Source organism: Nocardia arthritidis NBRC 100137 (assembly GCF_001612765.1).
GTDB lineage: Bacteria > Actinomycetota > Actinomycetes > Mycobacteriales > Mycobacteriaceae > Nocardia > Nocardia arthritidis.
On record NZ_BDBB01000024.1, the window covers coordinates 41581 to 61015 of the forward strand.

Sequence of the window (19435 nt, forward strand, 5' to 3'; positions counted from 1 at the left end):
GATCCCTCCGCCCGCTCACGACTTTCGGGCGCAGCGAGACCTAGCATTGCCCGGTGACGTTCAATCCGAAGCTGTGGCGTCCCGTTCCGGGATTCGAGAACCTGACCGACATCACCTATCACCGGCACATCGAGCAGGGCACCGTGCGTGTGGCGTTCGATCGGCCGGAGGTGCGCAATGCGTTCCGCCCGCACACGGTCGACGAACTCTTCCGGGCGCTCGACCACGCGCGGATGACTTCGGACGTCGGCGCGGTGCTGCTCACCGGCAACGGCCCCAGCCCCAAGGACGGCGGCTGGGCGTTCTGCTCCGGCGGCGACCAGCGCATCCGCGGCCGCAGCGGGTACCAGTACGCCAGCGGTGACACCGCGGACACGGTCGACCAGGCCCGCGCGGGCCGCCTGCACATCCTGGAGGTGCAGCGGTTGATCCGTTTCATGCCGAAGGTGGTGATCGCGCTGGTGAACGGGTGGGCCGCGGGCGGGGGCCACAGCCTGCACGTGGTCTGCGACCTCACCCTGGCCAGTCGCGAGCACGCCCGCTTCAAGCAGACCGATGCCGACGTGGGCAGCTTCGACGGCGGCTACGGCAGCGCGTATCTGGCCAAGATGGTCGGCCAGAAGTTCGCCCGCGAGATCTTCTTCCTCGGCCGCCCCTACACCGCCGAGGAGATGCACCAGATGGGCGCGGTGAACAAGGTCGTCGACCACGCCGAACTGGAGGACGTCGCACTGGAGTGGACCGCCGACATCAACGGCAAGTCCCCGCAGGCTCAGCGCATGCTGAAGTACGCGTTCAATTTGCTGGACGACGGTCTGGTGGGCCAGCAACTCTTCGCGGGCGAGGCGACCAGGATGGCCTACATGACCGATGAAGCCGTCGAAGGCCGCGACGCGTTCCTGCAGAAACGCGAGCCGGACTGGACTCCCTACCCCTGGTACTTCTGACATGGACATCCTCAGCAGCCGGATCATCCTGCGGCCCGCCGACTACCAGGCGACGCTCGCGTTCTACCGGGACGGCCTGGAGCTGGCCATCGCGCGGGAATATCCGGGCGGCACCGTCTTCTTCGCGGGCCAGTCGCTGATCGAGGTGGCCGCGCACGGCGGGTCGGGGGAATCGTCGTCGTTCGAGGGCGCCATCTGGCTCCAGGTGCGCGACGTGTCCGCCGCCGCCGTGGAACTGGCGCTGAAGGGCATCGCGATCGACCGCGCCCCGGTCGAGGAGCCGTGGGGCTTGCACGAGATGTGGGTGCGCGATCCCGACGGCGTGCCGATCGTTCTGGTGGAGGTCCCGCCGTCGCATCCGATCAGACGGGATTCCCGCTGGTCGCCGTCGTAGCAACGGTTCGGATCGGTAGTTCGGCGGGCGCCACCGAGTTGCCAACGCGAGAACCGGCGAGGACGATAGCGCTCGGATGGCCACCCGACCGCCGACGTCCGGGCCGGCTGTGTCCGTGTCCCGTCCGACCGAATGAATCGCAGTCTCGATGTCTGTCGTACTTGAGCCCCGATCCGACCGGGTGACCGCGCCGCGGGTGCGCCACTCCGGCATACCGACCCGTTCCGCACGCGGTTACGCGGGCATGACACGATCCCTACCGTGAGGGAGTGCAGCGAGCGAGCCATGGGCACAGCGGCTCTGGGCACGACCGAGCCTGGCGAGCGGCGAGGCATGGCATGAGTAAGACACTGCGCACCTTGCCGATGCCCACCGGGTCCGGTCTCGGCGACGTCATGCCCCATCTGCGGGAGGCGCTGGAAGGTAGCGGGGCCGCGTGGCTGCCCATTCCCACCAGTGATCGACGCGAGTCGAGACGCTTGAGCGACGCCCTCTCCCCCGGCGAGCCGATCGACGAGGAAGTCGCTCTGGTGGTGACCACCTCGGGCACCACGGGCGTGCCGAAGGGCGCGATGCTGAGTTCGGCGGCCCTGCGCGCCAGCGGCACCGCAACACACGACCGGCTCGGCGGCCCCGGCAACTGGTTGCTGGCCCTGCCCACCCATCACATCGCCGGAATCCAGGTGCTGCTGCGCAGCATCCTGGCGGGGACCGAACCCACCGTGCTGGACGTGTCCGGCGGATTCCTCCCCGAGGCCCTGGCCGGCGCGATCACGGGTATGCGCGGTGAACGGCGCTACACCTCCCTGGTCCCGACCCAATTGATCAAGGCGCTCGAGTCGCCGGTGGCCACCACCGCGCTGGCCGAACTCGACGGCGTGCTGGTGGGCGGCGCGGCCACTCCACTGCCGGTCTACGAGCGGGCGCGAGCCGCGGGCATCACCGTGGTGCGCACCTATGGCATGAGCGAGACCTGCGGCGGTTGCGTATACGACGGCGTGCCGCTGGAGGGCACTGAGGTCCGGATCGAAGACGGCCGGGTGGTGCTGGGCGGCGCCATGATCGCTACGGGCTACCGCAATCAGCCCGACCATCCCGCCTTCGCCGAACCGGGCTGGTTCCGCACCGAGGACGCGGGCACCTTCGACAACGGCTTGCTGAGCATCACCGGACGGCTCGACGAGGCGATCACCACCGGCGGCCTGCTGGTGATCCCGCAAGTCGTCGAGGCCGTGCTGATCAACCACCCGACGATCAGCGAGGTGGTCGTCGTCGGCCTACCGGACGAACGCCTCGGCCAGCGCGTCGCCGTCGCCGTGATCCCCGCCCCCGGCGCCACCCCCGACCTGGCCGAGCTGCGCGAATACGTCGCCGACGAACTGGACTCCATCGCCGCCCCCCGCGAACTCGCCGTCCTCGACGAGTTCCCCCTCCGCGGCCCCGGAAAGCCCGACCGCGCCAAACTCCGCGAATACCTTTTGGCCGACTCGACCCACTAGTGACAGCGGGGCAGCGCCCGCGGCAGAACGCGCTGCCCCTCTCCATCCGGCACGTCATCTGACAGCGCCGTGCAAGAGCCGTGCAAGTCCCGGTGTCCACAGTTGTCCACATGACTTCTTTCGCACCAACTTCAGCGCTCGCCGTCGAGGCGGACGGCCTGGTCAAGGTGTTCGGGGAACAGCGTGCCGTCGATGGGGTGAGCCTGGCGGTGCCGCAGGGCTCGGTGTACGGCGTGCTCGGTCCGAACGGCGCGGGCAAGACCACGACCATCCGCATGCTCGCGACCCTGCTGCGACCGGACGGCGGCCGTGGCCGCATCTTCGGCCACGACGTGGTGGCGGAGCCGACGGCGGTCCGCTCGCTCATCGGCGTCACGGGCCAGTACGCCTCCGTCGACGAGGACCTGACCGCCACCGAGAACCTGATCGTCTTCTCCCGCCTGCTGGGCCTCAGCAGCATCGACGCCCGGCGCAAAGCATCCGACCTGCTGGAGGAGTTCGATCTCACCGAGGCGGCGAACAAGCCGCTGCGGAACTTCTCCGGCGGTATGCGGCGCAGGCTCGATCTGGCGGCCAGCCTGATCGCGACGCCGCCGTTGCTGTTCCTCGACGAACCGACGACCGGTCTCGACCCGCGCACCCGCGCCCAGATGTGGGAGACCATCCGCCGCCTCGTCCGCGAAGGCGCGACGGTGCTGCTCACCACCCAGTATCTGGACGAGGCCGACCAGCTGGCCGACCGGATCGCGGTGATCGACCACGGCAAGGTGATCGCCGACGGCACGGCCGACGAACTGAAGGCCTCGGTGGGCGGCTCCAGCCTGCACCTGACCTTGGTCGATCGCGTCAGGCTCGATGAGGCGCGCCGCATCATCGGCGATTTCCTCGGCGTCGAAGCGCAGATCACCCCGGAGGCCGGGCGGCTCACCGCGCCGTTGACCGACGCGGGCGTCACCGCCGATCTGCTGATCCGCCTGCGCGAGCGGGAGATCGGCGTCGACGAGATCACCGTGACCAAGCCGAGCCTGGACGAGGTCTTCCTCACCATCACCGGCCACCCCGCCGACGACACCACCGACGAGTCCGAGAAGAGCGCGGCGTGAACGCCCGGCCCGCAGGCGGCAGCCTGCGTGACCACGAAGCACCCGCGCACGCCGATAAGGAACCCAGCATGACCACCCTCACCACGACCGAGCCGCGCCATGCCGCGCCTACGAAGATTCCCGAAGTCAGCAACCACGTTCCGCTGGGCCAGGCGGTGTCGAATTCGTTCACCATGGCCTACCGCGGCCTGCTGAAGATCAAGCACAAGCCCGAGCAGCTGTTCGACGTGACGATCCAGCCGATCCTGTTCACCGCCTTGTTCGCCTACATCTTCGGCGGCGCCATCGGCGGCAGCGTGCACGACTATCTGCCGGTCCTGATCCCCGGCATCCTGGTGCAGACCGTGGTGCTCACCTCGGTGGTCACCGGCACCCAGTTGCGCGAGGACATGGACAAGGGCGTGTTCGACCGGTTCAAGTCTCTGCCCATCGCCCGCATCTCGGCGCTGGCGGGCGCGCTGCTGGCCGACATGGTGCGCTACGTCATCGCGACCGTGCTCACCATCGTCGTCGGCGTCGCCATCGGCTATCGCCCCGAGGGCGGTGTGCTCGGAGTGGTCGCGGCGGGTCTGGTCATCGTGGTCTGCTCGTTCGCGATCAGCTGGATCTGGGCGCTGGTCGGGGTCACCGGCAAGAGTGCCGCGGGCGTGCAGGGCATCTCGATGATGATCATGTTCCCGCTGACTTTCATGTCCGGCGCCTTCGCCATGGTGAGCACGATGCCGGGCTGGATGCAGGGGCTCAATCACGTGAACCCGGTGTACTACATGGTGAACGCGTGCCGCGGATTGATGAACGGCGCCGGTTTCGGCGGCGACCTGGCCTGGTCGTTGATCGGCGCGCTGGTCGTCATCGCGATCTTCGCGCCGCTCACGGTCAAGGCGTACATGCGGCGGGCGTGAAGCCCCTCCACACGAGCAGGCCGGGTGGCGACTGTTACCCGGCCTGCTTTCGCCGTATTTCGCACGACAGCGCAATCCCTCGCGCACGCCAGAGCCTCGGCGAAGAACGAATGACCATAAGCGAAGATCGTCAGTGGGCGGCGCTGAGGCTGTGGAGCATCCGCAGGATGCGGTCGGCGGATTCACCGCGGCGCAGGTGGCCGAGGCGGCGGCGGGCTTGCGCGACCTGGTCGGCGCCGAGCTTCGCGATCGCCGCGTCCAGGTGCCGTTGCCAGCGCATGGAGGGGAAATCCTGACGGCAGAAGACGTTCGGCGCCAGCACCAACAAGTCGAGACCCGTGCCGACCTCGCGGTCGACGGCGATGAGATACGACCCGACCGCGCAGGCGACACCGCCGATCTGCGGCAGGTCCCGGTACTGGTTCATCATCGGCACAGTGAGCTCGGCCAGCTGTGCGGCCAGGACCGCGCTCGAGCCGACGCCACCGTGGAGTACCCGCGCGGCGAGCGCCGCCGCGGCGAGCATCAGGGCGCCGGGCCCGGGACCGAGCGCGTGGTCCGGCCAGCCGAACAGCTCCAGCGCACGCTCGTAGCGCGCGAATCCGCCCGCGGTGTCACCGGTCGCGAAGGCCACTTCCGCCGAACTCTGCATCACCGTGGACAGCAGCCGATTCTGTCCGAGAGACGAGGTGTCCAGATCCGGCGTGCCCAACGCGAGGTCGAGTTCCCGCCGGGCCTGCTCCAGATCGCCGACACCGACCAGCGAAGCCACCAGCAGGCTGCGAATCTCCACCGTGTCCTCGTAGGCGCCGAGCCGCTGCAGCAAGTCGAGCGAGCGGCGGTAATAGGTCACCGATTCGGCGTACTGGGCGATCTGTCCACAGACCTGTCCCAGGTGCCTGCTCACCATGGCCACGCTCCAGACATTCTCGTGGCCGAGGACCTCCAGCGCCTTCATCGCATCGATGGTGGAGCCGCGCACGTCGCCGAGGTTTTCCCGGATATTGGCCCGCAACAACAGCGCCGTGCCCCTGGTCTCCGGATCGGCCGAACGCGCCGCCTCGGCGAGCAGCCTGCTGAGTCCGCGCGCATCGGCTCTGGTGAGTACCACCCGGGCGATGAATCGGTTGTTCTCGGTGAGTTCGACGGAGAGACGAAGCAAGCGGCGCACGCGCAGACGCAGTGCGGCGATCTCCCTGACGCTGCCGTTGGTGTAAGCGAGATGCAGGAAGGTCATCTGGTAGGTGACGAGCACGAGGTCCGGACGCGGACCTTCCGGACCGAAGTCGGTCGGTTCCAACTCGATGACCCGCTGGGCCCAGGCGATCACTTCCATATGCGATCCGCGGATCACCCACAACGTGCCGATGACCGGAAAAATGGTGTAGGCCGTTGCGGCGTCACGCCTTTCGATGCCGCAACGCAGTGCGGCGAGCAGGTTGTCCAGCTCCGCCGCCACCGACAGCGCGAGGTGGAACTGATCGCCGGTCATATACCGGCTCGCCGCGTCACCGGCGTAGTCCTCGGCCCACCGCATCATCCGAGTGTCGACTGCGTCCGGCTCCCCCGCCGTGGCGGCCAGCTGCTCTTCACCGAATTCCCGCACCGTCTCCAGCATGCGATAGCGGGTGCCGAGCAGTTCGTCGTCCAGCACGGTGAGCAGCGATTGGTTGACCAGACCGTCGACAGCCGCGGCGACATCGGTCACGTCGGCTCCACCGGCGACCGCCTCGGCGGCCGACAGCGTGAAACCGGCCGGAAATCGGCACAACCGACGCAGTGTCGCTTGCTGTTCGGTATCGAGCAGGTTCCAGCTCCAGTCGATAACCGCGTGCAGCGTGCGATGCCGTTCGGGCGAACTGCGGTCGCCATGGCGCAGCAGCGCGAACCGATCGGCCAATCGCTCGTTGATCTCCTCGACGCTCATCGCCCGGACTCGGGCGGCGGCCAGTTCGATGGCCAGCGGCAGCCCGTCGAGCGTGTGGCAGAGCTGGGCGACGATCTCCGGGTCCAGCCGGACCGCCGGGCGCACGGCCCTGGCACGGGCGGCGAACAGCTCGGTGGCGGGTGAGCCCGCCGGATCGATCGTCAGCGGCGGCAACGGATACACCGTCTCCGCGGTGATGGTCAGCGGCGACCGGCTCGTGGTGAGCACGGTCAGCCGTGGCGCGACGCCGATCAGGTCGGCGACCACCACGGCGACCGCGTCGACCAGATGCTCGCAGTTGTCCAGGATCAGCAGCATCGAGCGCGCCGACACCGCGTCGCGCAACCGCCTGCGCAGATCGACCGTCTGCCCGGAGCGCAGTGTCGCCGTGTCGAAGGTGACCTCGCTGAGCCCGAGCACGGCGGCGATCGCCGCCTCGATCTCGACCCTGGCGTCGCCTCCTTCGGCACGCACCGAGGCCAGCTCCACCAGCGCCACCGGGCGGGTGCGCGCCACCCGCGCACCGAGCTCGTTCGCGATCCTGGTCTTCCCCGCTCCGCCCGGGCCCAGCACGGTGACCACCCGGGAGGCGTGCAGCAGATCGGTGAGCGCGGCGAGATCGTCCGTCCGCCCGAGCAGCGCGTTGGGCGCGGCGCGCAGACCCATCGCGGCGGGCTGCGGGTCCGGGGCCGCATCGGCCGAGGGCGTGGAAGCGGCCGGGAACCCGCTTCGGTATCCCGCGCTCGCCACCGGCGTCGGGGCGCGCGGCGGTGCGGTAGGCCCGATCGGCTCCCCGCGCAGGATCGCCGTGTGCGCCGCGGAAAGCGCCGGTCCCGGATCGGCGCCGAGCTGGTCGGCCAGTCGCGAACGGAAGGACGCGAACGATTCCAGCGCCTCGTTGCTCCGTCCCGAGGCGGCGAGCAGACGCATCAGGATCAGCTGCGCGGGCTCGTCCAACGGGTCGGCGGCGGCGCGCAGCCGAGCCAGGTCCAAGGCGCCGTCGATGTCGCCGCCGCCCTCGCGTGCGGCGAGTTCGAGTTCGTCGAGTTCGGCGCCGCGCCGCCCGGCCGCGTGGCGCAGCTCATCGGCGAGGCCACCCGGTGGCAGGTCGGCGCCGGGGTCCCCGCGCCACAGCGCCCGCGCTCCCGCGATCTCCGCAAGGCATCCGGGAAGGTCACCGGCGGCGTGCAGCCCGCGCGCCCGCGTGACGCGCTCGCCTACCGAGGACAGATCGACCTGTTCGGCGGCGAGCGTCAACCGGTAGCCCGCCGGGCCGATTTCCAGCGCGCCCTCCGGCAGCGCCGACCGCAGCCGGGAGACCTGGGTGTGCAGCGCGTTCATCGGCGACCGTGGCGGCTGTTCACCCCAGACGTCCTCGATCAGGGCGTGCGCGCCGCGGCTGCGGCCGGGTCGCAGCGCGAGGGCGGTGAGCAGCAGCCGGGAGCGCGCCCCGGGCAGCGGCGTCAGCAGGCCGTCTCGGCGCAGCGCGACCTCGCCCAGCAGGGCCACCACGACCGATTCGCCTGCGGGCGTCGTCACTGCTCGACTGTGGCCGTGCGGGCCGCTGCGCTCCAGATACATCCCGCGGTCATCGTAGGCGAGCCGGCCCGACGGGGCCGACACGATTTCTTTGCCGCGACTGTGAGCGGTCGGTGGCATAGTCTGACCCCCATGGCTGAGTTCGAGGTGGTCCGATCGGCCGTGGTCACGGCCGAGCCCGCGCGTGTACACAAGCTGATCAACGATTTCCACAAGTGGGTCGAGTGGTCGCCGTGGGAGGACCTCGACCCGCAGCTGCAGCGCAGTTATTCCGGCGCGGACACCGGCGTCGGCGCACGCTACGCCTGGAGCGGCAACCGCAAGGCGGGCGCGGGCAGCATGGAGATCATCGGCAGCACCGACCGCGAGATCGGCGTGCGCCTGGATTTCCTGAAGCCGATGAAGGCGACCAACATGGTGACCTTCATTCTGGACCCGGTCGAGACCGGCACCGAAGTGACCTGGCGGATGACCGGCAGGCAGACCGGCCTGATGGGCTTCCTCGGCAAGTTCATCCCGATGGACAAGTTCGTCGGCCGGGACTTCGAAAAGGGGCTCGCGCGGTTGCAGCAGGCGGCGACGACCCAAACGGCCTGATCGCCGCGCGCGAACTGAGGGCGGACCGTGTCCGAATGCGCCCATTATGCTGCGGACATGGCTACTGCAGCGCAATGGATCGAGGGCGCGCGACCCCGCACCCTGCCGAACGCGATCGCCCCGGTGCTCGCCGGAACCGGAGCCGCCGCGTCCGTCGACGGTGCGGTGTGGTGGAAAGCGATTCTCGCGCTGTTCGTTTCGCTGGCGCTGATCATCGGCGTGAACTACGCCAACGACTACTCCGACGGCGTCCGCGGCACCGACGACGTCCGGGTCGGACCGTTGCGCCTGGTCGGGCAGAAACTGGCCTCGCCCGCCGCGGTGAAGACCGCCGCGATCGTCAGCCTGGTCATCGGCGCCGTGTTCGGTCTGGTGCTGGTATTCACCAGCGCGTGGTGGCTGCTGCTCATCGGCGCGGCCTGCCTGGCCGGGGCCTGGTACTACACCGGTGGCAGCAACCCGTACGGCTACAGCGGATTCGGCGAAGTGGCGGTATTCGTCTTCTTCGGCCTGGTCGCGGTGCTCGGCACCCAGTTCGTGCAGGCGGACCGGATCGACTGGGTGGGCGCACTGCTCGCGGTCGCGGTGGGCGCGTTCTCCAGCGCCGTGCTCGTCGCGAACAATCTGCGCGACATTCCCACCGACACCGAATCCGGGAAGGTCACGCTCGCGGTGAAACTCGGCGACCCGCGCACCCGCCAGCTGCACCTCGCACTGCTCGCCGTGCCCTTCCTGGTGACGTTGGCGCTGGTCGCCCGCACACCGTGGGCACTGGCCGGGTTGATCGCGATCCCGCTCGCGGTGCGCGCCAACGCGCCGGTGCGCGGCGGCAAGGGCGGCCTGGAACTGATTCCCGCGCTGCGGGATTCCGGACTGGCCCTGCTGGTCTGGTCGGCGGTCACCGCGCTCGCCGTCGGGCTGGGCTAACGCGCTTCCCCCGGTTTCCGAGCGACGCGACCTTGCGGGCCCGGTGACGGGTCCCGCACCCGCGAGGTGACGGACTAGTCCTCGTCCGGCACCAGGATGCCGAGCACCCAGTTCACGAGCGAGACGATGATGCCGCCGATCACCGCGGCCCAGAAACCCTCGACGCGCAGGCCGTAATCGGTGAACGCTTCGGTGATCTCGGCGGTCAGCCACAGCATGAACGCGTTGATCAAGAGCAGGAACAGCCCGAGCGTCAGGATCACCAGTGGTAGCGATAGTAACTTCACGATCGGCTTGACCAGTGCGTTCACCACCGTGAACACAGCGGCCACCGCGAGGACGACCGCGATCTTGGCGCCGTTGCCGCCTTCGGGAGCGAGGATGTCGATCTTGTCGACCCAGAAGGCGGCCAGCCAGATGGCCGCCGCGTTGATGATCAACCGAATCACGAGCTGCATGGCCCAATGCTAGGCCCAGGGTGCGGACACGCGCCGCTGGAAGACACGAACTCCGCAGGCGCATGTCCGCGGGCTCAGGCCGCACGATCGAGCAGGGCGTGCACCTTCGGGCGCAACTCCTGGATCACGGTGGGGCCGCCGAACAGGCGCACCGTTGTCTGGTTGGGGGCGCGTAGGATGCCGAGCAGCATATGCCCGGATTCGATGGTCTTGTCCTTGCGGCCGAGCGCCTCCCGCAGGGAGAGTTCGAGCACTTTCTTCGCTTCCCTGGTGAACGGAATGTGCCCGTAGTACCCGCCGCGACCCCACGGGAACGACCCACGTCGCGGGTCCGGCGCGGCGCGGTCGAGCGCGTGCTCGCCGAAATGTGCTTCCAGCGACTCCCGGACGGCGTCCAGATCGATGCCGATGGATCGCAATGCCTCGGCGTCCTCGGGACCGAGGGGAACCCCATTGCCCTGCTCGGCCAGCGCGCGTCGCACGCCGTCGCGAGTGAGTCCCGTCTCCGCGAGCAACGCCGTCAACTCCGGCTCGGCCTGGCCGAGCAGTCCGAGCAACACGTGCTCGACCTCGATATTCGACGCGCGGAGTTCACGCGCGTCCTCCTGGGCGATGACGATCGCCGTGCGCGCCGACCTGCTGAACCGTTCGAACATCAGCGATTCCTGCCTTTCCGGTTGTATTTCTGATGGACCGCCTGCTTGCTCACCTCGAGCGCTTCCGCGATCGCCTGCCAGGACCAGCCCTGGGCACGGGCGTTGGCCACCTGGATCGCTTCGAGACGTTCGAGCAGCCTGCGTAGCGCGAGCACCGCGCGCAGCCCGACCTTGGGATCGGGACTGCCCGCGGCGGCCGCCAGGGTGGTTGCTTCTGTCATGGCGTCAATTTTGATTGACGCTCACGCATGGTGTCAACAAAAATTGACGCGTGATGGCGCGACAGCGCCCGATTCCGCGCTCGGCGAACAAGAAAGCCCCGCACTCAGGCGAGGCGCGAACCGATCAGGCGTCCCAGATTCCGGTTGCCACGAACTTCTCCAGGACCGCGGTGGGCTCCGCGAGATCCAGCCCATGGGACGCGACCCACGCATCGTCGAAATACGTTCCGGCATAACGGTCCCCGCCGTCACACAGCAGGGTGACGACGCTGCCGCCGCGCCCTTCGGCGAGCATCTCGGCGATCAGGGCGAACACGCCCCACAGGTTCGTCCCGGTCGATCCGCCGACCCGGCGGCCCAGCCGCGCGCTCGCGAACCTGGCCGCCGCGATGGACGCCGCGTCGGGCACCTCGAACATCCGGTCCACCACTTGGCCGATGAACGAGGGCTCCACCCGCGGGCGGCCGATGCCTTCGATCCGCGAAGGCATTCCGGTCTGGTAGCCCGCGTCCCGCGTCTGGTAACCGCCGTAGAAAGCGGAGTTCTCCGGATCGACCACGGCCAGCTTCGTCGCATGCCTGCGATATCGGACGTAGCGGCCGATCGTGGCGCTGGTGCCGCCCGTGCCCGCGCCGACCACGATCCATTCCGGCACCGGATTGGCCTCCAACAACATCTGCTGGAAGATCGACTCGGCGATGTTGTTGTTGCCGCGCCAGTCGGTGGCGCGCTCGGCGTGCGTGAATTGGTCCATGTAGTGACCGCCGCATTCGGCCGCCAGCCGCGCCGCCTCGGTGTACATGTCCGGCGGGCGCCGCACGAAATGGCAGCGACCGCCCTGCGCCTCGATCAGCGCGATCTTCTGCGGGGAGGTGCTCGCGGGCATCACCGCCACGAAGTCCAGGCCGAGCAGCTTCGCGAAGTAGGCCTCGCTGACCGCGGTCGAACCGGAGGACGCCTCCACCACCGTCGTCCCCTCGGTGACCCAGCCGTTGCAGATGGCGTACAGGAACAGCGAGCGGGCCAGGCGGTGCTTGAGGCTGCCGGTGATGTGCGTGGACTCGTCCTTGAGGTAGAGCTGGACGTTCCACCCGGCGGGTAGCGGGTAGCGCAGCAAGTGGGTATCAGCGCTGCGCTGGGAGTCGGCATCGATCAACCGCACCGCGTTGTCGACCCAGTCGCGCGGTGCGGTGTGATCACAGGACTTCACGACGACGTCCCCGACTCCGGCGGGGTGGGCGGCTCGTCGCCGCGCAACCGCGCCCGTAGCTCGGCCTTGTCGCGGCGCCTGCGCTCGTCGACCACGGCGATGTCCTCGTTGACCTTGGCCCGCAGCCGCTTGAACAGCGCCAGCGAAAGCGGCATCGCGATGATGAGCGCGAACAGGGCCGCGACCACCAACGGAATGTCCACCGACACCAGCCGCGCGGCCAGCACGATCACCGCGGTGAGCACTACCACGAGACCCAACCTGGCGACGGTGTAGAGGGCCAGATTGCGGGCAAGCCGACGACCTGCGCCAGCCGTTTGCTGTCCGGAAGCACCTTTTGGTGGAGTTGCGTCACGCACATCCCTCAGCCTATGCGAAGCTGTTGCCCGCCCCCGGTGCACGCCCAATGCCGGGGGTGGGGCGCACATCCGATTTGTCTATTACCTCCCCTTTACCAAGTGTAGGTGGTTCGAGTACCTAGGGGTTTCAGTGCGACGATGGCGCCATCTGATGAGGGAACTGTCGAGAACGGAGAGGTTTGCTATGACTGCGATCACCGTCGGCGGCCAGGACACCCTGCTGACTCCGGGCCAGGTTGCTGCCCTGTTCCACGTCGACCCCAAGACCGTGACGCGCTGGGCCCACGCCGGGCGCCTCGGGTCGCTGCGCACACCGGGCGGACATCGCCGGTTTCGCGAATCGGAAGTACTCCAGCTGCTCAAGTCGCTGACCACAGAGGCGACCGCGCGCTGATCGCAGGGCACGCGGGCCCGTCGTGCTCGGGTCCGCGCTCGCCCGCAGACCATTTTCTGCGTCTGCGGTGTGCGGGAGTCACGTCCGCGGCTACCCTCGTAATCAGGAGGTGAGCGACGTGACGTACCTGTTGGCACTCATCGCGGTGGTGGCAATAGCGGTGTTGTGCTGGAAGGCGTTCGGCCCCGAGCGGACCGGACCCACTGCCCCGCAGACGCGTTCACCACAGCGCAAGCGCGTCATCGGACCCGACGACGACCCGGAGTTCCTCTGGCGACTATCTCGCCAGCACCGCGACGGCGAGTCCGGTTCCGCCGAGCGCTGATCGTTCGCAGTACCCGCGCGATAGCACGCGTCCAGCGGTATCCGGCGTTCGCGCGTTCTCTTTGTTCCGAGTATCGACCGTGGACGATCCGCCGGGGGTAACTCCCTCTCCCCCGTCGGGACCACGGCGATCGACAACCCGGTCCGGGTGTGGCAGGCGCGCTGCGGGGCGCCTGCCCCACCCGATCCGAGGGGTATCGATCAGGGTTCGCCGTTGACGACCGCCATCAGCGCGTCCATGAACGGCTGCCCGCCCTGGATGGCTCCGCCCGCGATCGCGCCGACGACCAAGCCGATGGGGCCGGTGATGATGCTGAAGAAACCCAGGCCGATCAGGGCCCCGAGCAGCCCGCCGAGCAGCGCGCCGCCGACCACGCCGACGACGTTCTGGTTCAGCTCGGCGATGAGCCGGTTCATCGAGCTGATCGGCTGCATCTCGCCGATCTCCTTGGCGTCCGCCTTCGGAGTGAGCGCGAGACGCCGTCCGCTGTCGGAGATTTCGTGCGCCACCGAGAGCTTGCTGCCGGAAACCTGGAAGGTCAGCGGCACTTCGGCGACCACGGCTCCGGTATCGGAGGTCAGCTTGATCTTGGTTCCGTCATCGACCACCGCGAAGGTGCCGTGCTCGACGGCGGTGCTGATAGCCCCGGTCTCGCGCGAGACCGTGGTGCGGTAGTCCACCCCCTGCTCGACGCCTGCTGTCGTGATCTCTCGATCCGGTTCTACGGGTTGCGCGTTCGCGGCCCCCGCCGTGATGCCCACTGCGGCAACCGCACCGAGCGTAATGGCGGCAATAGTGCCGAACTTCATTCTGGAATTCCTTCTCACCGAGACACCGGCTCCGGAGGCCGGATGGCGTGTGACTGTACAGCGCCCGTGACTTGTTTCCAGACCTGGCGGCCGGCACACGCGATCGAGCGCTTCGTTATCCGATTGTGATCACTTCGACCTCCGAAGCGGACACGCAGGTGAATTCCCAGGCGGATCGCTACGCCTGGGAAGCAAAACTCGACGCGGACGTGCCGCGTAGTGTAAGCATGGCGTGGTCTTCAATCCGCAAGATTCACAACTTCGAGTCGCTAGGTGGGTCGAAGGGTTCACAGCTCTGGAGGACGTACGTGTCGCGCCAACGTGTCCGCGCCGGTATCACCCTGGCCGCCTTCATGGTCGGGACCGGACTGGCGGCCACCCTCGTGGTCGTCGCCGCGCTATCGATGTCCGGCCCCGCCGAGGAGCCGGCCGCAGCCGCCCAGACCGCTACCGCACCAACCACATCGACACCTCCGCCGACGACCGAGGAGCTGCCGACCACCACCGAGCCACTGCCGACCACCTCGGCGATGCGTGGCGCGTCGAACAAGAGCACCACCAGCCTGCAGGTGAACATCGGCGACTGCGTGCAGCTCGGCGGCGCGGGCGGGATCGACAAAACCGCTTGTGGCAGCCCTAACTCCGTTTACAAGGTCATCGAGAAGGCGCCCGCGAACGCCGCGTGCCCCACCGACGCCGACCACACCTACAACGAAACCCTGCACGGGGCGGCACAGGCCGCGCTGTGCCTGGACATCGACTGGATAGTCGGCGGCTGCATGGAACTGACCCCCGGCAGTCCCAAGCGACTGGATTGCGCGATCCCCACCCCGGGCGCTGTCCGAGTGATCGACATCAAGCAGAACACCGTCGACGTCAACGCCTGCGGCTCGGCCGACAGCGGAATCGTTTATCAGCAGCGACATTTCGTCGTCTGCGTCGCCCGCCTGTAGGCGGCTCTGCGCGTCCGCAATACAGGCTGCCGCCCCGCAAAGAAGCCGCGCCCCGGCGGTCGATTAACAGACATGCGAAGTTCTGTGTCCCTTAATACCGGACTCGAAACGTTATTCGTTCTGCCACTGGCTAATTCGCTCGGTGACAGCTCGCGCGTTACACGTATGGCGAACCGAGGGTATCTCGCACAATTCGGGCGCCACAATCTGAAACGTCCGCATTCAATTATCTCGACGCAATCGCACGAATAAAAACCCTTCTGTTCCGCAAAATACTGCCGGTATGCGCTCATCGAGTCGTGCCGAAAGCGGCAGACCCATGAGCACCGCGTCCCACAGCTCGCCGCTGCGGCGCCGGTAATGCCCCCGCAAGACGCCCTCGACCTCGAAACCGGCTCGGTCGTAGAGCGCCATCGCATGCTGATTGTGCGGCCATACTTGCAGACTCACCTTTCCCGGCCTACCTGATGGCTTCAGCTTCCAAGACCTACAGGGCATTACTACGCCTCACTCTTGATCCGCCAGGGCGCCGACATCAAGACCGTGCAAGCCCGCGTCCGGCACGGCAGCGCGGTGACCACGTTGCGCTACTACGCTCACCTGTGGCCTGATGCCGACGAGACGACGCGGACTGCGGTCGGCGGCGTACTTGAAGCCCGACTCGGCACTACTGCGTACTCACTGCGTACCGAAGACCCAAGCAATTCGAGCGAGTGACCCGTCGACCGCACGAATGTGCAGGTCAATCCCTCTCAGTTCAACCCCGCGTACGAGTGCAACCCGCTGATCACCATGTTGATGATGAACAGATTGAACAACATCGCGACGAAGGCGGCGATGTTGATCCAGGCGGCTTTGGTGTCGCGCCAGCCGGAGGTGGCGCGGGCGTGCAGGTAGGCGGCGTAGAGGACCCAGGCGATGAAGGAGCAGGTTTCCTTCGGGTCCCAGCCCCAGAAGCGGCCCCAGGCGGCCTCGGCCCAGATGGCGCCCAGGATGACGCCGGCGCCGAACAGGGGGAAACCGATGATGGTGGCCTTGTAGGCCAGGCGGTCCAGGGTGCGGGCGTCGGGCAGGCGGCGGGCGATGACGCCGAGGACGTTGTCGGACTCCTGGCCGTCCGGCTGGCGCAGGCGGTAGAGGAACAGCATGCTCGCCACGCCCGCGAACAGGAACACACCGCTGCCCACGCTCACGATGGTGACGTGCACCGGCAGCCAGAACGACTTCAGCGCGGGCACCACGGGTGCGGCGTCGGCGTAGAGCACCGTGCCCGCGAGGAACAGCAGGATCAATACCGGGACGAGCAGGAACGCCCACATCGCGCGATAGCGCTGCTCGCGCAGCAGCACCACCCCGACCAGCACGGCGGCGGCCGTCGCCATGGTGACGAACTCGTACATGTTGCCCAGCGGGAAGCGGTGAGTCGCGAAACCACGCAACACGATCGCGCCGACGTGCAATGCGATCGCGACCATCAGCACCGAGAACGCCATGTTGCCGAGCCGCTCCGACAGCGGCCGGCGCGCAGGCTCGACGACCCGGCCGGGACCCTGCGGTGTCGATCCGCCGCCCACGGTCACCAGTTCACGCTCGCTGACCTGGCGGCTGCGCGCCGTGGCGTACTGCCAGATCAGCAGCACCAGCACCAGCGCGTACACCACGATCGCCGTCTTGAAGGCGAGATCGCTGTACCTGGCGATGGTTTCGTCGATCGGCATGGTCACTCTCCCGTGGTCTCGGCGTGCTCGTCGAGCAGACGGGCGCGCAACCGGTCGAACTCGCCGCCCCAGCCCGCCTGGTCGGTCCTGGCCAGCCCGCCCATCTCTACTACAGTACGTCGTTGGTCAACGGTACCGGCCGTGTCCTCGGCCGGGTAGACCCGCACCCAGATCCGCCTGCGCTTGATCAGCAGCGAGACCAACAGGCCCGCCATCATGAACAGCGCGCTCACCAGCACCCACTTCTGCGCGGGGTCGTGGGAGACCTGCAGATTGACGAACTCCTGCGCGCCGTCGAAGGTGACCTTGGTGCCGTTCGGCAAGGTTGTCGACTCGCCGGGGCGCAGATTGACTCTGGCCTCCTTGGCCAGCCGGCCCTGTTTGACCTGCTCCGGGTCCAGCGCGAACAGCGACTGGGGCTTCCCTGTGTCCAGGCCGGTGTCGCCGCGATAGATGTCGACGGCGACGGCGGGATCGTTCATCGCGGGGAACGCCGAGGTCAGCAACGACCCGTGGAACATAGCCGTGGGCGCGAACAACCCTTCGATCGCGATCTGGTTCTTGCGGCGCTCCTCGTCGGTGGCGTACATGCCACCGGGCGGGTCGATCCGCAGCACACCGCTGGACAGGAACGTGGAGGCGTCGTCGGGACGCCACTGGATGGACTCGGTGCGGGTCTGACCGTTGGGGAAGGTGATCGTGAAGGTCGGCGCGTAGCCGTGGCCTTGCAGGTAGAGCCGGTCGCCTGCGACGCGCAAGGGATGGTTGACCTGCACCCGGGTATCGCGCCAGGTGTTCGTCCGCAGGTCGTCGCCCGCCTGGTAGGCGAGGTTCGCGGTGAACATCTCCGCTTGCCCGTTGGTCAGGTAGTCGGCCTTGAAATCCTTCACGCGCACGCAGATGGGGGTCATCCCGGTGCCGTCGTTGACGTTGCCCGCCTTGAACGAGTCGAACACCGCGGGCGAGGTGGTGCAGAAGCCGGGGCCGTTGTTCGCCAGCACGATGACGCTGCCCTCGTAGCCGAACAGCTTGCCCACCGCGATGGCGATCAGCAGCCCGACCAGGGCCAGATGGAACACCAGGTTGCCGAGTTCGCGGGTGTAGCCCTTCTCCGCCGAGAGCGCCAGTTCGCCCTCGCGGGGGCCGGGGCGGACCTCGGTGCGCCAGCCGCGCAACTGGGCGCGGGCGTGGTCGACGAGTTCCCGGGGCGACCGCTCGGCCAGACCCGAGTAGTGGTGCGGCAGCCTGGTCAGATTGCGCGGCGCCCGCACCGGCGGTGTGCGCAGCGCCCGGTAGTGGTCGATCGTGCGCGGCAGGATGCAACCGACCAGGGAGATGAACAGCAGCACGTAGACGGCGGTGAACCAGAAGCTGGAGAACACGTCGAACAGCTCGAAGCGGTCCATCCACGGGCCGAGCGTCGGCCGGCCGGCGATGTACTGCTCGACCTTCTGCTCGTTGAGATTGCGCTGCGGCAGCAACGCGCCGGGAATCGCGGCCAAGGCGAGCAGGAACAGCAGCACCAGGGCGGTGCGCATGCTGGTGAGCCCGCGCCAGGTGTTGCGCAGCAATGCCCAGGCCCGTCCGGGCAGGGATTGGCGCGGCGGCCGCTCGGTGCTTTCGATCGTCGGCTGGTCGGTCACGGTCATATCGGCAAGGTCACCTCGGAGACGAACGCGTCGCGCACCCAGGCGACGAACTGGTCCCACGCCCCGGTGACCAGCGCGGCGCCGACCGCGACGAGCAACAGTCCCCCGATGATCTGGATGGTGCGGGAATTGCGGCGCAGCCACCCCACCCCGCGCAACGCGCTCGCCGAACCGAAGGCCAGCACGACGAACGGCAGACCGAGTCCCAGACAGTAGGCGACGATCAGCGCGACCCCGCGCGCCGCCGTCGTCCCGTCGGTACCCGCGGCCACGGCCATGACGCCGGAGAGCGTGGGGCCCAGGCACGGTGTCCAGCCCAGCGCGAACACTCCACCCAGCAGCGGTGCGCCCATGAGGCTGGTGAGCCTGCGCGGCTCCATCCGGGTGTCGCGCTGCAACGCGGGCACCAGGCCGATGAAGACCAAGCCCATCAGGATCGTCACCACGCCGCCGATGCGTTGCAGCAGTTCACGGTTCACGTTGAGGGTCTGGATGACGCCGAAGACGGTCGCCGTGGCGAGCACGAAGACCACGGTGAAACCGGCCACGAACAAGCCGGCCGCACCCGCGACCCGCATCCGCCCCGAGCGAAGCGACTCGGCGGCGGTCACCGCTCCTCCGGTACGGCCCCCGGTGGCCTGCGCGACGGTGGCGGGCGGCGCCTCGGCGCCGACCAGTCCGGCCAGATAGGAGAGGTAGCCGGGCACGAGCGGCACCACACACGGCGAGGCGAACGACACCAGACCCGCGAGCAGGCACGCGCCGAGCGCCAGCAGCAGCGGCCCGGAGGCCGCCGTCTGCTGGAACGAATCACCGACTCCGGCGAGCACCATCACAGGTTCTCCCCG

Annotated in this window: 21 protein-coding genes; 10 read left to right on the forward strand and 11 right to left on the reverse strand. The window is 68.2% G+C overall.

The features are described 5' to 3' along the window. Positions 1-53: 53 nt before the first annotated feature. The 5 genes from NA8_RS18450 (at position 54) to NA8_RS18470 (ending at position 4845) form a co-directional block, all read left to right on the forward strand. Positions 54-947: a 1,4-dihydroxy-2-naphthoyl-CoA synthase gene (locus NA8_RS18450; protein ID WP_063051615.1), complete on the forward strand. Its 894-nt coding sequence runs from the start codon at positions 54-56 to the stop codon at positions 945-947. Between the two features lies 1 nt (position 948). Beyond that, positions 949-1341 carry a VOC family protein gene (locus tag NA8_RS18455; RefSeq protein WP_040870348.1) on the forward strand — a complete coding sequence of 131 codons (393 nt, stop codon included), beginning with the start codon at positions 949-951 and terminating at the stop codon, positions 1339-1341. 338 nt (positions 1342-1679) lie between these two features. After that, positions 1680-2840: an o-succinylbenzoate--CoA ligase gene (gene menE, locus NA8_RS18460; RefSeq protein WP_063051616.1), complete on the forward strand. Its 1161-nt coding sequence runs from the start codon at positions 1680-1682 to the stop codon at positions 2838-2840. A gap of 110 nt (positions 2841-2950) precedes the next feature. Next, entirely contained in the window at positions 2951-3943 is a 993-nt protein-coding gene (locus tag NA8_RS18465) for an ATP-binding cassette domain-containing protein (RefSeq protein WP_063051617.1), read from the forward strand. Positions 3944-4011: 68 nt separating this feature from the next. Further along, positions 4012-4845: an ABC transporter permease gene (locus NA8_RS18470; protein ID WP_063051700.1), complete on the forward strand. Its 834-nt coding sequence runs from the start codon at positions 4012-4014 to the stop codon at positions 4843-4845. A 130-nt stretch (positions 4846-4975) separates the two neighbouring features. Here the strand turns inward: NA8_RS18470 and NA8_RS18475 are convergent, their stop codons facing one another. Continuing rightward, the gene (locus tag NA8_RS18475) at positions 4976-8311 is read right to left on the reverse strand and encodes an AfsR/SARP family transcriptional regulator (protein ID WP_245663897.1); all 3336 of its coding nucleotides are present in this window, start codon (positions 8309-8311) and stop codon (positions 4976-4978) included. A gap of 132 nt (positions 8312-8443) precedes the next feature. Between NA8_RS18475 and NA8_RS18480 the strand changes: the two genes are divergently transcribed. Continuing rightward, on the forward strand, positions 8444-8908 hold the full coding sequence (locus tag NA8_RS18480; RefSeq protein WP_063051618.1) for an SRPBCC family protein: 465 nt from the start codon (positions 8444-8446) through the stop codon (positions 8906-8908). Between the two features lie 57 nt (positions 8909-8965). Beyond that, the gene (locus NA8_RS18485; RefSeq protein WP_063051619.1) at positions 8966-9835 is read left to right on the forward strand and encodes a 1,4-dihydroxy-2-naphthoate polyprenyltransferase; all 870 of its coding nucleotides are present in this window, start codon (positions 8966-8968) and stop codon (positions 9833-9835) included. A gap of 74 nt (positions 9836-9909) precedes the next feature. On the opposite strand, the gene NA8_RS18490 is transcribed toward NA8_RS18485, so the two are convergent. The 5 genes from NA8_RS18490 to NA8_RS18510 form a co-directional block, all read right to left on the reverse strand. Next, positions 9910-10293 carry a phage holin family protein gene (locus NA8_RS18490; protein WP_063051620.1) on the reverse strand — a complete coding sequence of 128 codons (384 nt, stop codon included), beginning with the start codon at positions 10291-10293 and terminating at the stop codon, positions 9910-9912. Positions 10294-10367: 74 nt separating this feature from the next. Further along, the gene (locus NA8_RS18495) at positions 10368-10949 is read right to left on the reverse strand and encodes a Clp protease N-terminal domain-containing protein (protein ID WP_063051621.1); all 582 of its coding nucleotides are present in this window, start codon (positions 10947-10949) and stop codon (positions 10368-10370) included. Beyond that, entirely contained in the window at positions 10949-11170 is a 222-nt protein-coding gene (locus NA8_RS18500) for a helix-turn-helix domain-containing protein (protein ID WP_063051622.1), read from the reverse strand. Before NA8_RS18500 ends, NA8_RS18495 begins: the two co-directional genes overlap by 1 nt. Positions 11171-11294: 124 nt before the next feature. Then, positions 11295-12380 (reverse strand): L-cysteine desulfhydrase Cds1, encoded by a 1086-nt coding sequence (gene cds1 / locus NA8_RS18505; protein ID WP_063051623.1) that lies wholly within the window; start codon positions 12378-12380, stop codon positions 11295-11297. Further along, positions 12377-12739, reverse strand: coding sequence for a DUF4229 domain-containing protein (locus NA8_RS18510; protein ID WP_062968238.1), 363 nt, complete (start codon positions 12737-12739; stop codon positions 12377-12379). Before NA8_RS18510 ends, cds1 begins: the two co-directional genes overlap by 4 nt. A gap of 184 nt (positions 12740-12923) precedes the next feature. On the opposite strand from NA8_RS18510, the gene NA8_RS18515 reads away from it, so the two are divergent. Continuing rightward, positions 12924-13133, forward strand: a complete 210-nt coding sequence (locus tag NA8_RS18515) for a BldC family transcriptional regulator (RefSeq protein ID WP_040783886.1) — start codon at positions 12924-12926, stop codon at positions 13131-13133. Positions 13134-13251: 118 nt separating this feature from the next. After that, a complete protein-coding gene (locus NA8_RS18520) occupies positions 13252-13458 on the forward strand; it encodes a hypothetical protein (protein WP_043733248.1) in 207 nt (68 codons plus the stop codon). Between the two features lie 200 nt (positions 13459-13658). Here NA8_RS18520 and NA8_RS18525 read toward each other — a convergent pair whose 3' ends face one another. Continuing rightward, positions 13659-14267, reverse strand: coding sequence for a DUF8020 domain-containing protein (locus tag NA8_RS18525; RefSeq protein WP_040870361.1), 609 nt, complete (start codon positions 14265-14267; stop codon positions 13659-13661). A 308-nt stretch (positions 14268-14575) separates the two neighbouring features. On the opposite strand from NA8_RS18525, the gene lppU reads away from it, so the two are divergent. Further along, positions 14576-15220, forward strand: a complete 645-nt coding sequence (gene lppU, locus NA8_RS18530) for an LppU family putative lipoprotein (RefSeq protein ID WP_063051624.1) — start codon at positions 14576-14578, stop codon at positions 15218-15220. Between the two features lie 222 nt (positions 15221-15442). Here lppU and NA8_RS33840 read toward each other — a convergent pair whose 3' ends face one another. The 4 genes from NA8_RS33840 to NA8_RS18545 all read right to left on the reverse strand — a co-directional run bounded on the left by NA8_RS33840 (position 15443) and on the right by NA8_RS18545 (position 19420). Further along, entirely contained in the window at positions 15443-15670 is a 228-nt protein-coding gene (locus tag NA8_RS33840; protein WP_157106767.1) for a GNAT family N-acetyltransferase, read from the reverse strand. A gap of 302 nt (positions 15671-15972) precedes the next feature. After that, positions 15973-16938: a c-type cytochrome biogenesis protein CcsB gene (gene ccsB, locus NA8_RS18535; protein ID WP_063051625.1), complete on the reverse strand. Its 966-nt coding sequence runs from the start codon at positions 16936-16938 to the stop codon at positions 15973-15975. Positions 16939-16940: 2 nt separating this feature from the next. Then, on the reverse strand, positions 16941-18587 hold the full coding sequence (resB, locus tag NA8_RS18540) for a cytochrome c biogenesis protein ResB (RefSeq protein ID WP_063051626.1): 1647 nt from the start codon (positions 18585-18587) through the stop codon (positions 16941-16943). Beyond that, positions 18584-19420 carry a cytochrome c biogenesis CcdA family protein gene (locus NA8_RS18545; RefSeq protein ID WP_063051627.1) on the reverse strand — a complete coding sequence of 279 codons (837 nt, stop codon included), beginning with the start codon at positions 19418-19420 and terminating at the stop codon, positions 18584-18586. The genes resB and NA8_RS18545 overlap by 4 nt, the downstream gene beginning before the upstream one ends. Positions 19421-19435: the final 15 nt, after the last annotated feature.

Coding starts and splice junctions, on each gene's coding strand:
- NA8_RS18490 (WP_063051620.1), bottom strand. CDS start 10,293: ATGCAGCTCGTGATTCGGTTGATCATCAACGCGGCGGCCATCTGGCTG.
- resB (WP_063051626.1), bottom strand. CDS start 18,587: ATGACCGTGACCGACCAGCCGACGATCGAAAGCACCGAGCGGCCGCCG.
- NA8_RS18465 (WP_063051617.1), top strand. CDS start 2,951: ATGACTTCTTTCGCACCAACTTCAGCGCTCGCCGTCGAGGCGGACGGC.
- NA8_RS18470 (WP_063051700.1), top strand. CDS start 4,012: ATGACCACCCTCACCACGACCGAGCCGCGCCATGCCGCGCCTACGAAG.
- NA8_RS18515 (WP_040783886.1), top strand. CDS start 12,924: ATGACTGCGATCACCGTCGGCGGCCAGGACACCCTGCTGACTCCGGGC.
- NA8_RS18480 (WP_063051618.1), top strand. CDS start 8,444: ATGGCTGAGTTCGAGGTGGTCCGATCGGCCGTGGTCACGGCCGAGCCC.
- ccsB (WP_063051625.1), bottom strand. CDS start 16,938: ATGCCGATCGACGAAACCATCGCCAGGTACAGCGATCTCGCCTTCAAG.
- menE (WP_063051616.1), top strand. CDS start 1,680: ATGAGTAAGACACTGCGCACCTTGCCGATGCCCACCGGGTCCGGTCTC.
- NA8_RS18545 (WP_063051627.1), bottom strand. CDS start 19,420: ATGGTGCTCGCCGGAGTCGGTGATTCGTTCCAGCAGACGGCGGCCTCC.
- NA8_RS18485 (WP_063051619.1), top strand. CDS start 8,966: ATGGCTACTGCAGCGCAATGGATCGAGGGCGCGCGACCCCGCACCCTG.
- NA8_RS18495 (WP_063051621.1), bottom strand. CDS start 10,949: ATGTTCGAACGGTTCAGCAGGTCGGCGCGCACGGCGATCGTCATCGCC.
- NA8_RS18500 (WP_063051622.1), bottom strand. CDS start 11,170: ATGACAGAAGCAACCACCCTGGCGGCCGCCGCGGGCAGTCCCGATCCC.
- NA8_RS18525 (WP_040870361.1), bottom strand. CDS start 14,267: ATGAAGTTCGGCACTATTGCCGCCATTACGCTCGGTGCGGTTGCCGCA.
- NA8_RS18455 (WP_040870348.1), top strand. CDS start 949: ATGGACATCCTCAGCAGCCGGATCATCCTGCGGCCCGCCGACTACCAG.